This window comes from Allobosea sp. 67-29 (assembly GCF_001898115.1).
Classification (GTDB): Bacteria; Pseudomonadota; Alphaproteobacteria; order Rhizobiales; family Beijerinckiaceae; genus Allobosea.
Window position 1 is genome coordinate 117262 of sequence record NZ_MKSQ01000023.1, and the last position, 14421, is coordinate 131682.

Genomic DNA, 14421 nt, shown 5'->3' on the forward strand with positions numbered 1-14421 from the left:
GTCAGGATTGCGCCCTGCCGGAGCGATCATTTTATATCCTGTTCCACAGGGAGGTGGCAGCAATGACCGGAGAGGGCGAAGCGGCGCGCTGGGAGGTCACCAATCAGGTGCCGGTGCTGGCGGAGTACAACGCTTTCGCCGCCGATCCGGTGCTGCCCGGCATCGTCTCGGCCTTCGGAGCCGACTGGGCGCGCGACCGCCTGCATGAGGCGGGGCGGACGGTGGGCTCGGCGCGAGTGCAGGAACTGGCTTATCTCGCCAATCGTTACACCCCGGAACTCAAGGCCTTCGATCGCTTTGGCAACCGCATCGACGAGGTCACCTTCCATCCGGCCTGGCATGAGTTGATGGGGCTCGCGATCGGGCAGGAGACGCATGCGCTCGCCTGGAACCGGCCGGAGCCGGGCGCGCAGGTGGCTCGCGCTGCCTTACAATATCTCTGGTACGGCGCCGAGAGCGGCATCTGCTGCCCGATCAGCATGACTTATGCCGCCGTGCCGGTGCTGAAGCAGGACGCTGCGCTGTGGGAGCAGTGGGGCTCGCTGGTCACCTCGAACCGCTACGATCCGCGGCAGGGGCCGGTGCATCTCAAGACGGGCGCGACCGTCGGTACGGCGATGACGGAGACGCAAGGTGGCTCCGACCTGCGGCAGACGCAGACGACGGCCGAGGATAATCGCGACGGTACCTTCTCACTGCATGGCCGGAAATGGTTCTTCTCGGTGCCGCATTCCGATGTCTTCCTGACGCTGGCGCGGACGGGCGAGGGCATTTCCTGCTTCGTCGTGCCGGGCTGGCTGCCGGACGGATCGCGCAACGGCGTCGCGATCCAGCGGCTGAAGGACAAGGTCGGCAATCGCTCGAACGCCTCCTCCGAGGTCGAGTTCCGGGGCGCCATAGGCCATCTGATTGGCGAGAAGGGGCGGGGCATCCGCACGGGCCTGTCGATGAACCATAATTCGCGGCTCGACATTGCCGCCGCTTCGGCGGGGTTGATGCGGATGGCGGTCTCGCTCGCGGCGCATCACGCCCAGCATCGACATGCCTTCCAGAAGGCGCTGATCGACCAGCCGATCATGCAGAACGTGCTGGCCGACATCGCCATAGAGGCCGAGGCCGCGGCCTGGCTCGCCTTCCGGCTCTTCGCGGCGCTCGACCGGCAGGATGAGTCCGCCAGCGAGCGGCTCTTGGCGCGGGTCGGGGCGCCGATCGCGAAATACTGGATCTCGCGCCGTGCGCCGGCCGTCGTGACCGAGGCGCTGGAATGCCATGGCGGCAACGGCTTCATCGAGGAGAACCCGATGGCGCGGCTCTATCGCGAGGTGCCGCTCAACGCGATCTGGGAAGGCTCGGGCAACGTCATCTGCCTCGACATGCTGCGTTCGCTGACGCGCGACGAGAGCGCGGTCGATGTGCTGCGAGCGGAGCAGATGGCCGCGGCCGGAGCGGACCGGCGCTATGATGCGGCGCTGAAGCGGCTGGAAGGCGAACTGCCGGAGATGATCCGCAATGAGGGGCAGGCGCGGCGCTTGACCGAGCGGCTGGCACTTGTGCTGCAAGGGTCGCTCTTGTTGCGGTTCGCCCCGCCTGCGGTGGCGGACGCCTTCATCGCGACGCGGCTGGGGGAAGGCTGGTCCGGGCAGTTCGGAGATCTGCCGCCGGCGGCGGATGCTGCGGCGCTGGCGCGTCGGGCGGTGCCAGCCATCTGAGGCGTCATGCCCGGGCTGGACCCGGGCATCTCCTCATCGCTTTTCCGGCCCAAGATACGCGGGCCAAGCCCGAGCATCACGGCGTGTCAGCCCGCGTCCGGCGCGAAATTCATCGCTTCGCCGTTGATGCAGTAGCGCAGGCCGGTGGGCGGCGGGCCATCCGGGAAGACGTGGCCGAGATGGCCGCCGCAATTGGCGCAGTGCACCTCGACGCGGTGCATGCCGAAGCTGAAATCCTCCGACGTGCCGACAGCGCCCTCCAACGGCTGGTCGAAGCTCGGCCAGCCGGTGCCGCTCTCGAACTTCTTGCCGGACTTGAACAGCTTCTGGTCGCAGCCGGCGCAGGAGAAGGTGCCGGCGCGCTTCTCGTAGTTGAGCGCGCAGGAGCCCGCCCGCTCCGTGCCATGGCCACGCAGGATGCGGTACTGCTCGGGCGTCAGACGCTCGCGCCATTCGGCATCGCTGAGCTGGAAGGGAAAGGTCTCGGCCTGCTTCTTTTCGGTGCCGAACATGCGCGTCAGACCCATGATGATCTCCTTCTCGGCGAGTGGCGCGGACTGCCACCGGCCCGTCGCACCAAATATGGCGCTTCCGGCAGCGTTTTTCAGCCCCCGCCGATAGGCCGTCGTGCTTCACGATGGTGACACGATCGGGTCGTCACCGCACCGTCATGCGACTCCTCTAGTCGGCTCGCCACCTTGAACGGGAGGCGGGAACCAGTGACCCAGACGGCACGCACGGTTCGTCGGACAACCACGCTGGGCCTGAGCACGGCGGTCCAGCGCAGCAGGCGGCTCTCCAGGGAGGGCGTGCTGGAATGGATGTTCACGCGCGCCTTCTCCGGGCTGGTCTATCCGCAGATCTGGGAAGACCCGGTCGTCGACATGGCGGCGCTGCAGCTCAAGGCCGACGATCATGTCGTCGCCATCGCCTCGGGTTCCTGCAACATCCTGTCCTACCTGACCGCGGCGCCGATCCGGGTCAGCGCCGTCGATCTCAACGGCGCCCATATCGCGCTGGGGCGGCTGAAGCTCGCGGCGCTGGCCCGAATGACCGATGACGCGACGTTCCGGCGCTTCTTCGGAGCCGCCGATGCCCGCGAGAACGTGACGTTCTACGACCGCGAGATCGCTGCCCATCTCGATGCCGTCACGCGCGGCTATTGGGAGGGGCGGGGGCTCAGTGGCCGGCGCCGGATCAACCTCTTTGCCAGCGGCTTCTACCGCTACGGGCTGCTTGGCCGGTTCATCGGCACCGGCCACGTGCTGGCGCGGCTGCTCGGCGGCCATCCGCGCGCGATGCTGGCGGCGCGCGACATGGCGGAGCAACGGGTGCTCTACGAGAAGCATCTCGCGCCGGTGTTCGAGCGCAAGCTGGTGCGCTGGCTGGTACGCCAGCCGGCCTCGCTCTACGGGCTCGGTATCCCGCCGGCGCAGTACAAGGCGCTCGCCGCCGACGGCGATGACGGAATCCTCGGCGCGCTGAGGCTCCGGCTGGAGCGCTTGGCCTGCGGTTTCGATCTGAAGGAGAATTATTTCGCGCAGCAGGCCTTCGGGCGCCGCTATGGCGCGAGTGCCGACGCGGCCTTGCCGCCCTATCTCCAGCCGCGGAACTTCGCAGCGGTGAAGGCGCGCGCCGCAGCGGTCAGCTATCGGCAAAGCGCGATTACGGCCTTTCTCGAGGACCAGCCGGCCAAGAGCTGCGACGCTTATGTGCTGCTCGACGCGCAGGACTGGATGAACGACGCCGAATTGACGGCGCTGTGGTCGCAGATCACGCGTACCGCCCGGCCGGGCGCGCGGGTGATCTTCCGCACCGCCGCCGACGAGCGCCTTCTGCCGGGCCGGGTGCCCGCGGCGATCCTCGACCAATGGCGCTACGACGAGGCGACGAGCCGCGAGCTTTGCCGGCAGGATCGTTCGGCGATCTATGGAGGCTTTCACCTCTACGCGCTGCCGGAGCAGGCGGCGTGAGCGCGGCTGGGACGGCCGGTTCAGCAGCAGGGCTGATGGACCGGATCTACCGGCATCAGCGCCACATCTACGACGCCAGCCGCAAGTTCTACCTGCTTGGGCGCGATCAGTTGATCGAGGGGCTCGAGCCGCCGCCCGGCGCAACGATCCTCGAGATCGGTTGCGGCACCGGGCGCAACCTCGTCAAGATCGCGCAGCGCTATCCGGGCTGCGATTGCTATGGGCTCGATGTCTCCGCCGAGATGCTGGCGACGGCGCGGGCTTCGGTAGCGCGGGCCGGGTTGACCGACCGGATCAGGCTGGCGCAGGCCGACGCGACCGGCTTCGATCCGCAGGCGCTGTTCGGCCGGCCGGGCTTCGACCGCATCGTGATTTCCTACGCCCTGTCGATGATTCCGCCCTGGCAGCCGGTGTTGGCGGAAGCGCTGCGGCGGCTCGGCGCCGGCGGCTCGCTGCATATCGTCGATTTCGGTGATCAGGCTCGGCTCCCCCAGGCATTCAAGCGCCTGCTGTCGCGCTGGCTCGCGCTGTTCCATGTCGCACCGCGTGATGATCTGCCCCAGATCATCCGCGAATTGGCCCAAGCCGTCGGCGCCAACTGCCAGGTCCACGCGCCGTTCCGCGGCTACGCGGTCCGCGTGGTTGCGGAGATGCCGGCCGCCTGACCGAACAGGACGCTGCGCAAGCAGGGAGCCGGCAGTGTTGGTCAAGAGACGCCGGACCGTTAGCCTCCGGGGTATGGCAAGCGTCGATTCTCCCAGGTCCGAGGCCCTGCTCGAGCGGATTCGGGGGCGGCTTCGCCAGCTCTATCATGGCCGCTCGCCCGTCGCGCTGCGCTTCCAGATCGCAGTGACGGTCGTCGATCTGCTGATCATCGCCTTCTTCATCGCGACACCGGTCCTGCGCGATGTCTCCGCCTTCCTGTGGATCGACTATTCGGTCGCCGTCATCGTCACGCTGGAGATCGCTGCACGCTTCCTGGCTTCGTCGAACATGCCCCGGCTCATGCGGCAGCCGGCGATCCTGCTCGACCTCTTCATCCTCGCCACGCTGCTTGCCCCGCAATGGCTCGAGAATTTCGGCTTCCTGCGGATTCTGCGCCTGTGGTCCCTGTCGCAGAAGGGGTTCATCTGGGCGCAGCTGCGCACGACGCGCTACCGCGAATGGGAAAACGTCGCCCGGGCGCTGATCAACATCCTGACCTTCCTTTTCGTGGTCACGGGCTTCGTCTTCACCTTCTTCTTCCGCGAGGCCGGCGGCCTGGCAGGCTATGTCGATGCGCTCTACTTCACCGTGGCGACGGTGACGACGACGGGGTTCGGCGACCTGACGCTTCCCGGGACAGCGGGCAAGCTGACCTCGATCGTGGTGATGATCGTCGGGATCTCCCTGTTCGTGAAGCTGGCGCAGTCGCTGGTTCGACCCAACAAGGTCACCTTTCCATGCCCGGAATGCGCGCTGCAGCGCCATGAACCGGATGCGGTCCACTGCAAGGCCTGCGGCCACAAGCTGAAGATCCCCGACCCCGGCGACTGAGGCAGGACTGGCGGGACGAGTGTCAATGAGCGGGAACCTGGGCCCGGTCAGTGCCGGGTTTCGGTCTCCGGTTCCCTTGCCCTGTCCTCCACCTCGATCGTGCGGCGATGGGGCATGCCGATGATGCGGCCGATGGCGGAGGGCAGCGGCATCATGCTGTGCGCAGCCTTCATCAGCGCCAGATTGGCGAGAATGTCGGGTGGGAAGGGCGCGACCTTGCGATCGATCATGTCGACATGCAGCGACAGGTTCTCGCTGGTGGCGGCCAGCCAGCCCTCGTTGGCATGGCGCATTTCCAGATAATAATGCAGCCGCTTGTCGTCGAAGGCGATCAGCTGGGCGGTGACGCGGACGAGGTCGCCCTCGGTCAGTTCGCGCTTGTAGAGCACGTGGCACTCGGCCGCGAACGTCGAGGCATGCCGTGTTTCGACATAGTCGCGGGTGAGACCGACGAGCGAAAACACCTCGTCCACCGCGCGGTCGAACAGCACATGGTAGTAGGCCATGTTGAGATGGCCGTTATAATCGATCCATTGCGGCTCGACGCGCATTGCCGACGAGACGAAAGGCGCGAAAAACAGCGCCGGAGCGCGAGTCTCGTTCTTCATGATCCGCCCTCCTTGTCCAGCGCCCCATTCAGGGCACGTCAGCATTATTTCTGCTGCCCATCCAGCGTTTGCGTGCTCTAGTATGAACCGATCCTGACCGTGCCGGCCGGCACGGCGCAGGCAGAAAACAACATCTGCCGGAACGCTCCCGCGATCGTAACCGGAGAGGATGTCGATCTGTTCCAAATCTAAGCGCCAAACCCGGATATTGACAATGAGCCTGCCTGCTGTGTCGCACCCCGCAAATCCCGATGCCGGCGCCGCCCTGCCGCCATCGCGAGAGGCCGTCGAGGCGGTGACGCAGGCTCTCGCGGCCCGCTTCGGCAATCGGCTCGTGACCAGCCTCGCCGTGCGCCAGCAGCATGGCCATACGCTGACCTGGATTCCGAACCAGGCGCCGGACGCGGTGGTGTTCCCGCAGAGCACGGAAGAGGTTTCCGAGATCGTGAAGCTGTGCGCCGCGCATGGTATACCGGTCATCGCCTTTGGCACTGGCACGTCGCTCGAGGGCCATGTCAACGCACCCTTCGGCGGCGTCTGCATCGACATGTCGCAGATGAAGCGGATCATCGCGGTGCATGCCGAGGACCTCGATGTCGTCGTCGAGGCCGGTGTTACCCGCAAGGAGCTCAATGAGCATCTGCGCGACCAGGGGCTGATGTTCCCGATCGACCCCGGCGCCGATGCTTCCATCGGCGGCATGGCGGCGACGCGCGCATCCGGCACCAATGCGGTGCGCTACGGGACGATGAAGGACAATGTGCTGGCGCTGAAGGCGGTAATGGCGGATGGCTCGATCGTCCAGACCTCCACGCGTGCGCGCAAGACCTCCGCCGGCTACGACCTGACCCGCCTGCTCGTCGGTTCGGAAGGAACGCTGGGCATCATCACCGAGATCACGCTGAAGCTGCACGGCATTCCGGAGGCGATCGCCGCCGGCGTCTGCCCCTTCCCCTCGATCAAGGCTGCCTGCGACACCGCGATCATGACGATCCAGACGGGTATCCCGGTGGCGCGGATCGAACTGCTCGACGAGGTGATGATCAAGGGCTTCAACCTCCACTCCAAGCTCGGCCTGCCGGAGACGCCGATGCTCTTCGTCGAGTTCCACGGTACCGACGCCTGGGTTAAGGAGCAGTCCGAGCGCTTCGGGGAGATCGCTGCGGATCATGGCGGCGGCCCGTTCGACTGGGCCACCAAGGCGGAGGACCGTACGCGGCTGTGGGAGGCGCGCCATAACGGCTACTGGGCCGGGCGGGCCCTGCGCCCGGGCGCGGATACGCTGGCGACCGATGTCTGCGTGCCGATCTCGCGGCTTGCAGACTGTGTCGACGAAACGAAGCGCGACATCGAGGAGAGCGGCCTGATCGCACCGATCGCAGGCCATGTCGGCGATGGCAACTTCCATACGCAGCCCTTGCTAGACCTGGCCGATCCGGAGGAGGTGGCACGCGTCCAGGGCTTCATCGACCGCCTGGTCAAGCGGGCGTTGGCCATGGGTGGCACATGCACGGGCGAGCACGGCGTGGGCCAGAAGAAGATCAAGTATCTGGAATTAGAGCATGGCGCCGAGGCGGTGGGCCTGATGCGGACGATCAAGCGGGCGCTCGATCCCCAGAACATCCTGAATCCGGGCAAAATCATCGCTCTGTGACATCGCGGACGCTTGCGCCGCCGGCACGCTTCGCCGAAATGTCGTGATCTCGCCGCGACTTGCCGTCATCCTGCTGACAGCATGAGCGTACATGGCGGTGCCGGCCCGGCCGGCACTGCCCGCTGGGTGCGAAAGGGGCAGAAAGCGGACGTTGCGTGAAAGTCTGACAGTTCTCGCGGCCTTGCTGGTGCTGGCACTGCTGACGGCCCTGATTGGCCCCGGCTTCGTCGACTGGCGCGCCTACAGGCCTCAAATCGAAACGCGATTGAGTGAGGCGCTCGGCGTCGAGACCGCGATCGGTGGTGATATTCGCGTCCGCCTGCTGCCGTCGCCGCGCGTGACGCTGGGTGCTTTGCGGATCGGCGAGCCGGGCGAGGCGAGCTCGGCCACGGTCGAAACCGCGACCGTCGAGCTCGCGCTGGCCTCGCTGGCGCGTGGCGAGTTCCGCTTCTCCCAGGCGAATTTCGACGGCGCTACCGTGGCGCTCGTCCTCGACAGCGACGGCGCGATCCGGCTGCCGCAGCGCAGCGGCGGCGGCTTGCCGGCCCAGGCCAGCCTCGACCGGCTGACCATCAGCCGGTCGGCCCTGATCTGGCGCGATCCGGCGAAGGAGCCGGTCACGATCGCGCCGATCGCGGCGGAGGTCTCGGCCGTCAGTCTTGCGGGGCCCTGGCGCTTCGAAGGCGAGGTCGCGGGGGTCTCGGTTCGGGTATCCACCGGCGAGATCGAGGAAGGGGGCCGGCTGAGGGCCAAGGCCTTCCTCACCGGCGACAACCTGCAGTTCAATTTCGACGGGGCGCTGCTGCTGCCGCGGCAGGGCGGCAGCGTCGGAGTCTCGGCCGACGGCCTGTTCAACCTGTCGCCGGGGGGAGCGGTGGCGCTTTCGGGCCGGGTCCGCGGCGGCAGCCGCCAGCTCGACCTGTCCGGGCTTACGCTCGACCTTGCCGGCGGGGCCGCACGGCTGGAAGGCGAGGGTCAGTATCTCCCCGTCAGTGGAACCGGTTCGGTCGCGCTGAGAGCCCGCAGGGTGGATGCCGATGCGCTGGCGACGGCGCTGGCGGAGCGCAAGGGCTTCGAACAGGCGCTGCAGGGCTTGCCCGGTAGCTTCGACATCAGCCTCGACCTCGACCAGATGGTCTGGCGCGGCGAGGATTTCTCAGCGCTCGCACTGCGTGGGAAGATCCACGATCGCGGGCTTTCCGATGCCACAGCCTCGCTGCGCGTCGCGGGGGCCCTGATCGGCGCCAGCGGCCGTCTCGGTGAGGGGGAGGCTTCCGGCCGGCTGACAGTCAAGGCCGAGGATGCCCGCCGCATCGCCCTGGTCCTGACGCGCAACGGGCTCGATCCCGCGCTCGGCGACATGGTCGCAAGGCTCGGTCGTATCGATGCCGACGCCACCGGGAGATGGAACGGGTCCGGCCTGGGATTCCAGCACCTGCTGGTGTCCGGATCCTCCGGCCTGAGGCTCGAGGCTTCGGGCGACCTGACCGAGAGGAGGCTTTCCGCGAAGGTGGCGGTCAACGGCCTCGACCTCAACAGCCTGCCGCCTGGGACGAGTTTTTCCGGGCTGCTCGGCGCGCGTGATATCGCGCTCGATCTTTCGCTCGCCAATGCGCGCTTTCGCAATGCGCCGCCCGGATCCGGTACGCTCGATCTGAGCCGTGAAGGCGAGAGCTGGCGGCTGAGCCGACTTTCGGTTGACGGCTTCGGCGGCTTGAGCGTGACCGGCTCCGGAGCGCTGCTGGCCGAGGGGGGCGAGATCTCGGGGCGTGTGAAGGCGCCGCGCTTCGAGACGCTGGCTGCGCTCGCCGGCCCGCTGCTGCCGGAGGCGGCCGCCCAGGTCCTCGCCCGGGCCGGCGACGGGCTGTCGCGGCTCGATGCCGGCTTCCGGCTGACGCGGGCGGCCTCGGGGGAGACCGCCCTGTCGGCCCGGGGAATCGCGGCGGCAGGAACGCTGTCCGTCGAGGGGCGGCTCGACCGCGCTGGAAGCTGGCAGCAGGCCACGCTGGGCTTCGATCTGGCCGACCGGCGGCTGGCCTTCGCCGCGCTCGGGCTGCCAACCCCCATGCTCGGCGGAGCGGGCAAGCTGACGCTCGATCTTGGCGGCGGCCGGGTCTCCGGCTCGCTCGCCGGGCCCGGCCTGTCGGTCGTGGTGGAGAAGGAGGAGAAGGATTCGCAACTCAGCCTGCAGGCCGACGGCCCCGGCCAGCTTCTTGCCGAAGGTCCGGCGCGGCTGCTGCCAGACGGCGTCCTCGATGTCCATGCCCGGCTGCAGGCGAGCGAGGAGGCCGTCAAGCTCGATGCCATCGTCGCGAATCTCGACGGTGCATCTGCGACGGGCTCGCTCGTTCTGCCGCGGGAAGGCCGCTATCAGGGCCGCTTCACGGTCCCGCGCGTAGACCTGCGCGGGCTGCTGGGCGCAGCGCTCGGCCGCGCGCCGGCAACGGCGGGTTCGATCTGGTCGACGGCGCGGTTCGGCCGGGTTGCCGACCTGCCGGCGATGGACGTCGCGGTCGAGGCCGGAGCGTTGACGCTGCTCGACGGGGTCGTCATCGAGAAGGCGCGTTTCGCCTTGAGGTCCGATCAGGACGGTCTGCGTCTCGAGGATGTGGCTGGTACCTATGCCGGCGGACAGGTTTCCGGACGGCTTGGACTGCGCCGCGACAGCGGGCTGGCGCAGCTCAACGGACGGATCGACCTCTCCGGGATCGATCTCGCCGGGCTGACGAAGGGCGGCGTCGGCGGCAAGGCTTCAGGGCGGTTCGAGTTCGGTGGGGCAGGCGAAACACCCGCGCGCCTGGTCGCCGGCCTGAGCGGTGCCGGCAGCCTTGCGCTCGCCGGGGCGCGCCTCGCACGCTTTGATCCGCGGGCCTATGATCGAGTCATCGCCAATACCGGTGAGGACGCTTCCGAAAGCGATGCCGTGCGGCTCCGCGATCGCCTGGCCGAAGCGCTCGACCGGGATTCCTGGGTGCTGGGCGACGTGACGTTGCCCTTCACGCTCGCCGGGGGGCTGATCCGGCTGCAGCCCTTCGGCTTCGAGCGCAGTGGCCTGAAGGCGGAGGTCAGTGGCACCGTCGATCTGCGCGGTCTCACCGCCGATCTGAGATTGGGTCTGCGGCCAACGGGTCCGTTGCCGAAAGGCTGGCCAGGCGATGCGCCGCAGATCGGCATCGCCTGGCGCGGCCCGCTTTCGGGGCTCCGGCGTGAGAGCGATGTCAGCGCATTGTCGAACACGGTCGCTGCACGCGCCCTGGCGCGTGAGATCGAGCGGGTCGAGGCCTTCGAGGCCGACGCGCGCGAACGAGCGATGCATGCGCGCCGGCTTCGGGCCGAGCGCGAGATGCACGAGAACGAACGGCAGCTCAATCTCTTCCTGAAGGCACAGGAGGAGGCCCGGCTGGCGGAAGAGAAGCGGCAGGAGGAGGCGCGCAAGGCCGAGGAACAGCGCAAGCTCGCCGAGGAGCAGCGCAAGCAGGCCGAACAGGCGAAGGCTGAGCTGGAAGCGAGACGCCGCGCCGAAGCCGAGGAACGCGCGCGCGCGGCCGCCGAGCGCGCCGCGGCGCAGCCGGCTCCGCCCGTTCCACAAGCGCAGCCTGGGCCGCTCGTGCTGCCGAGCGCGCCACGAGCCAGCTCTCCCGAAGGCACGGTTCAGACCCCATCATCCGGCGCCGTGCCGGCGCCGTCGGCGCCGATTACCCCCGGGGCCAGACCGCAGCCGCGTAGCACTCCGTTGAATTGAGAGGCTGATTCAACTGCTTGCCGCGGTGATTCCGGTTCCCGGCGTAAGCTGTTATTTGTGCTATGTTTTCGTTGCGGTGTTGACGCCGCCCGCTGCTTCGCGGGACGTGCGCCCTCGGTAATGCGCCAGGGCATGGAGGCGCAGAGCAGCGGAGAGGTTGATATCGCCGCGAGCCGTGTCGATCTCGGCGATCAGCGCGGCGAGGCTGCGGCCTTCAACGGCCGCGATCTCCTTGAGCGCGTCCCAGAACTCGTCTTCCAGCGAGACGCTGGTCCGGTGACCGGCGATGCTGAGGGAGCGCTTGCGCTCCACTGTCATGGTTCCTCAGGCGAGTCGTCCCGCGACAGGCGGTGGCCCTCGACATGGCGCTCGTCCTTCCGGCGCCGTGCCTCCGCCAGGCTGCGCTCGGCCTTGCCGAGGCCGAAGCTGATCCGGTTCTGTTCGGCGAGCTTCCCGGCCTCGGCGCGGGCCTTCTGCTTGCGGATGCGGCGCAGGTTGACGATCTCGGCCATGGAAGAGCCTCCGTTCAGGCGGGGCTGAGCATCTTCTCGGGGCGCACCGTCTCGTCGAAGAGCTTCGCGTCGACGCCGGCCTTCAGCGCTTCTTCGCGCAAGGTCGTGCCGTTGTGATGCGCCGCCTTGGCGATGTTCGCCGCCTTGTCATAGCCGATCGCCGGGGCGAGCGCCGTCACGAGCATCAGCGAGCGTGCCAGCAATTCCTCGAGCTGCGCTTCGTTGGGAATGATGCCTTCGACACAGTTGGTGCGGAAGCTGTCGGCCGCATCGGCCAGGAGCCGCACCGACTGCAGGAAGGCCGCGGCGATGACCGGCTTGAACACGTTGAGCTCGAAGTGCCCCTGCGACGCCGCGAAGCCGATCGTCGTCTGGTTGCCGTGGACCTGCGTCGCGACCATCGTCAGCGCTTCGGCCTGGGTCGGGTTGACCTTGCCGGGCATGATCGACGAGCCCGGCTCGTTCTCGGGCAGGCTGATCTCGCCGAGGCCGGAGCGCGGGCCGGAGCCCATGAGGCGGATGTCGTTGGCGATCTTGAACAGGTCGGAGGCGAGCGCCGCCAGCGCGCCATGGGCGGAGGCGAGAGCTCCGTGGCTCGCCAACGCTTCGAACTTGTTGTCGGCGCTACGGAAGGGCAGGCCGGTCAGCGTCGCCACCTCCTTGGCGAAGAGCGCGGCGAAATCGGGGTGGGTATTCAGCCCGGTCCCGACCGCCGTGCCGCCCTGCGCCAGCGCATAAAGCCCGCCGAGCGCTGCCTCGATGCGGCCGATGCCGAGATGGAGCTGCATCGCATAGCCGGAGAATTCCTGGCCGAGCGTGACGGGAGTGGCGTCCTGCAGATGCGTCCGGCCGATCTTGACCAGATCCTTGAACGCTGTGGCCTTGTCTGCCAGCGCCTTTTCGAGATTACGCAGCGCCGGCAGCAGGCGGCGGGTGATCTCCAGCACGGCGGCGATGTGCATCGCGGTGGGGAAGGAGTCGTTCGAGGACTGGCCACGGTTGACGTGGTCATTCGGATGGACAGGGCTCTTGGCGCCGAGGCCTGCACCGAGCAGCTCGTTGGCGCGGTTCGCCAGCACCTCGTTGGCGTTCATGTTCGACTGGGTGCCCGAGCCCGTCTGCCAGATCACCAGGGGGAAATGGCCGTCGAACTTGCCGGCGAGCGCTTCGTCGGCGGCCTGGCCGATCGCACCCGCAAGGCGCTGGTCGAGCAGGCCGAGGCGCGCATTGATCCGCGCCGCCGTCTTCTTGACCAGCACGAGCGCATGGACAAGCGGCAGCGGCATGCGCTCGCGCTCGCCGCCGATCCTGAAATTCTCCAGCGAACGCTGGGTCTGCGCGCCCCAGTAGCGATCCGCCGGCACGGCGATCGGGCCGAAGGAATCGGTTTCTGTGCGCGTCTCGGTCATCGAATCGGGTCCGTCGGCTGGCAGTCAGGTCTTCTTGCGGAACGAGTCCAGGCTGACGACTTCGGCGGTGCCGCGGCTGTCGCTGTCGCCCTCGTCGGCCGCTGCGTCCTTGTCGGCGCCCGCAATCTCGGCTTCGACCGGCTTGGCCTTCGTCGCGGGAACGGCGGCGGGCAGGACCTTGGCCGGCAGCGGGGTCGAGGCGTCCGCGGTTTCGGCTTCCGGCTGCGTGCCGGCGTCCTCAGGCGCGTCCTGGGTCTCGAATTTCAGGCCGAACTGGACCGAGGGGTCGAAGAACGTGGTCACCGCATCGAAGGGCACCAGAAGTCGCTCCGGCACGCCCGAGAAGGAGAGGCCGACCTCGAAGGCATGCTCGCTGACGCTGAGGTCCCAGAACTGATGCTGGAGGACGATCGTCATTTCATCCGGATGCTTCTCTCGCAGGCGCTGCGACAGGCGCACGCCCGGAGCCCCGGTCCGGAAGGTGACATAGAAATGATGCTCGCCCGGCAGCCCGTCCCGCGCGGCCTCCGACAGGATCTTGCGGACGACGCCCTTGAGCGCCTCCTGGACCATCAGATCGTAACGAAGGACATCCTTTGACATGTGCGTCGACGTTTCCGCTTCCCTCACCCGGCGGGGACAGCCGGCAGGCCAACATGAAAGTGGAGGCTTCTGTTGCCAGGCGCCTCCGAGCCCCGCCTTACGCGGCTAAGCGCAAGGGCTTTGGTTTGGGAACCAGCACCGCTTACGCGGCGACGGCAACCCGAGCATTGTTGTCGTTGGCAACTATGCTTTGGCCCGATAACGGCGGAACCATGCCGAGCAAAAGGACAACCTTTACACCCTCGTCGATCCTATTTCGCCCCCGCCGAAACCCTGTCTCATCAGGGCTTTGGTGGAGGCGCCGGGTACCGAACTTTACATTAGGGTTCCCATAGTTCGCCGACAGTGAAAACGCCGATTCCTCCTAGCTCCACCGCGTCGCCAAGCCAACTACTCAGGTAGCCGACATAACGCGAGCATTCTAGTCGCATAGACGGGAGGGTCAAAAGAAAGTTCGTTGTCTCTGCCGTCTCGCTCACAGGCTTGATCCCGCGACCGCGCTCATGAGCGTGCACCAATCACAGCCACCATCCAAAAAGAGAGTGGAGGTTTCTGTTGCCAGGTACCTCCGAACCCCGCCTTACACGGCTAAGCGCAAGGACTTTGATTTGGGAACCAGCACCGCTTACGCGGCGACAGCAACCCGAGCATTGTTGTCGTTGGCAACTATGCAAT

At 67.4% G+C, this 14421-nt stretch carries 12 protein-coding genes and 2 other RNA genes (1 of these 14 only partly in view); 6 read left to right on the forward strand and 8 right to left on the reverse strand.

Annotation, left to right across the window (positions count from 1 at the left end):
* The first annotated feature begins 62 nt into the window (after positions 1-62).
* The gene (locus tag BGO20_RS17475; protein ID WP_291660488.1) at positions 63-1709 is read left to right on the forward strand and encodes an acyl-CoA dehydrogenase family protein; all 1647 of its coding nucleotides are present in this window, start codon (positions 63-65) and stop codon (positions 1707-1709) included.
* 86 nt (positions 1710-1795) lie between these two features.
* On the opposite strand, the gene msrB is transcribed toward BGO20_RS17475, so the two are convergent.
* Positions 1796-2236: a peptide-methionine (R)-S-oxide reductase MsrB gene (msrB, locus tag BGO20_RS17480; RefSeq protein WP_465246050.1), complete on the reverse strand. Its 441-nt coding sequence runs from the start codon at positions 2234-2236 to the stop codon at positions 1796-1798.
* Between the two features lie 192 nt (positions 2237-2428).
* On the opposite strand from msrB, the gene BGO20_RS17485 reads away from it, so the two are divergent.
* The 3 genes from BGO20_RS17485 (at position 2429) to BGO20_RS17495 (ending at position 5218) form a co-directional block, all read left to right on the forward strand.
* The gene (locus tag BGO20_RS17485; RefSeq protein WP_291660490.1) at positions 2429-3682 is read left to right on the forward strand and encodes a BtaA family protein; all 1254 of its coding nucleotides are present in this window, start codon (positions 2429-2431) and stop codon (positions 3680-3682) included.
* Positions 3679-4347, forward strand: coding sequence for a class I SAM-dependent methyltransferase (locus tag BGO20_RS17490; protein WP_465246051.1), 669 nt, complete (start codon positions 3679-3681; stop codon positions 4345-4347). Before BGO20_RS17485 ends, BGO20_RS17490 begins: the two co-directional genes overlap by 4 nt.
* A gap of 73 nt (positions 4348-4420) precedes the next feature.
* Positions 4421-5218 carry a potassium channel family protein gene (locus tag BGO20_RS17495; protein ID WP_291660491.1) on the forward strand — a complete coding sequence of 266 codons (798 nt, stop codon included), beginning with the start codon at positions 4421-4423 and terminating at the stop codon, positions 5216-5218.
* Between the two features lie 47 nt (positions 5219-5265).
* On the opposite strand, the gene BGO20_RS17500 is transcribed toward BGO20_RS17495, so the two are convergent.
* Positions 5266-5826: a thioesterase family protein gene (locus BGO20_RS17500; RefSeq protein WP_291660492.1), complete on the reverse strand. Its 561-nt coding sequence runs from the start codon at positions 5824-5826 to the stop codon at positions 5266-5268.
* 214 nt (positions 5827-6040) lie between these two features.
* Between BGO20_RS17500 and BGO20_RS17505 the strand changes: the two genes are divergently transcribed.
* Together BGO20_RS17505 and BGO20_RS17510 are read left to right on the forward strand one after the other, a co-directional pair.
* On the forward strand, positions 6041-7480 hold the full coding sequence (locus BGO20_RS17505; RefSeq protein ID WP_291660493.1) for an FAD-binding oxidoreductase: 1440 nt from the start codon (positions 6041-6043) through the stop codon (positions 7478-7480).
* A 151-nt stretch (positions 7481-7631) separates the two neighbouring features.
* Positions 7632-11222 carry an AsmA family protein gene (locus BGO20_RS17510; RefSeq protein ID WP_291660494.1) on the forward strand — a complete coding sequence of 1197 codons (3591 nt, stop codon included), beginning with the start codon at positions 7632-7634 and terminating at the stop codon, positions 11220-11222.
* A gap of 60 nt (positions 11223-11282) precedes the next feature.
* Here the strand turns inward: BGO20_RS17510 and BGO20_RS17515 are convergent, their stop codons facing one another.
* From BGO20_RS17515 to ssrA (BGO20_RS17540), 6 genes are all read right to left on the reverse strand, one after another.
* Positions 11283-11540 carry a ribbon-helix-helix domain-containing protein gene (locus BGO20_RS17515; RefSeq protein ID WP_291660496.1) on the reverse strand — a complete coding sequence of 86 codons (258 nt, stop codon included), beginning with the start codon at positions 11538-11540 and terminating at the stop codon, positions 11283-11285.
* Positions 11537-11734: a DUF4169 family protein gene (locus BGO20_RS17520; protein WP_291660498.1), complete on the reverse strand. Its 198-nt coding sequence runs from the start codon at positions 11732-11734 to the stop codon at positions 11537-11539. Before BGO20_RS17520 ends, BGO20_RS17515 begins: the two co-directional genes overlap by 4 nt.
* 14 nt (positions 11735-11748) lie before the next feature.
* Complete coding sequence (gene fumC, locus BGO20_RS17525; protein WP_291660500.1) at positions 11749-13143, reverse strand: class II fumarate hydratase; 1395 nt, start codon at positions 13141-13143, stop codon at positions 11749-11751.
* 24 nt (positions 13144-13167) lie between these two features.
* Complete coding sequence (locus tag BGO20_RS17530) at positions 13168-13746, reverse strand: SspB family protein (protein WP_291660501.1); 579 nt, start codon at positions 13744-13746, stop codon at positions 13168-13170.
* 58 nt (positions 13747-13804) lie between these two features.
* Positions 13805-14140: a transfer-messenger RNA gene (ssrA, locus tag BGO20_RS17535) on the reverse strand.
* Between the two features lie 147 nt (positions 14141-14287).
* Positions 14288-14421: a transfer-messenger RNA gene (ssrA, locus tag BGO20_RS17540) on the reverse strand; it runs 205 nt beyond the window's last position.

Coding starts and splice junctions, on each gene's coding strand:
- BGO20_RS17475 (WP_291660488.1), top strand. CDS start 63: ATGACCGGAGAGGGCGAAGCGGCGCGCTGGGAGGTCACCAATCAGGTG.
- msrB (WP_465246050.1), bottom strand. CDS start 2,236: ATGGGTCTGACGCGCATGTTCGGCACCGAAAAGAAGCAGGCCGAGACC.
- BGO20_RS17495 (WP_291660491.1), top strand. CDS start 4,421: ATGGCAAGCGTCGATTCTCCCAGGTCCGAGGCCCTGCTCGAGCGGATT.
- BGO20_RS17500 (WP_291660492.1), bottom strand. CDS start 5,826: ATGAAGAACGAGACTCGCGCTCCGGCGCTGTTTTTCGCGCCTTTCGTC.
- BGO20_RS17505 (WP_291660493.1), top strand. CDS start 6,041: ATGAGCCTGCCTGCTGTGTCGCACCCCGCAAATCCCGATGCCGGCGCC.
- BGO20_RS17515 (WP_291660496.1), bottom strand. CDS start 11,540: ATGACAGTGGAGCGCAAGCGCTCCCTCAGCATCGCCGGTCACCGGACC.
- BGO20_RS17520 (WP_291660498.1), bottom strand. CDS start 11,734: ATGGCCGAGATCGTCAACCTGCGCCGCATCCGCAAGCAGAAGGCCCGC.
- fumC (WP_291660500.1), bottom strand. CDS start 13,143: ATGACCGAGACGCGCACAGAAACCGATTCCTTCGGCCCGATCGCCGTG.
- BGO20_RS17530 (WP_291660501.1), bottom strand. CDS start 13,746: ATGTCAAAGGATGTCCTTCGTTACGATCTGATGGTCCAGGAGGCGCTC.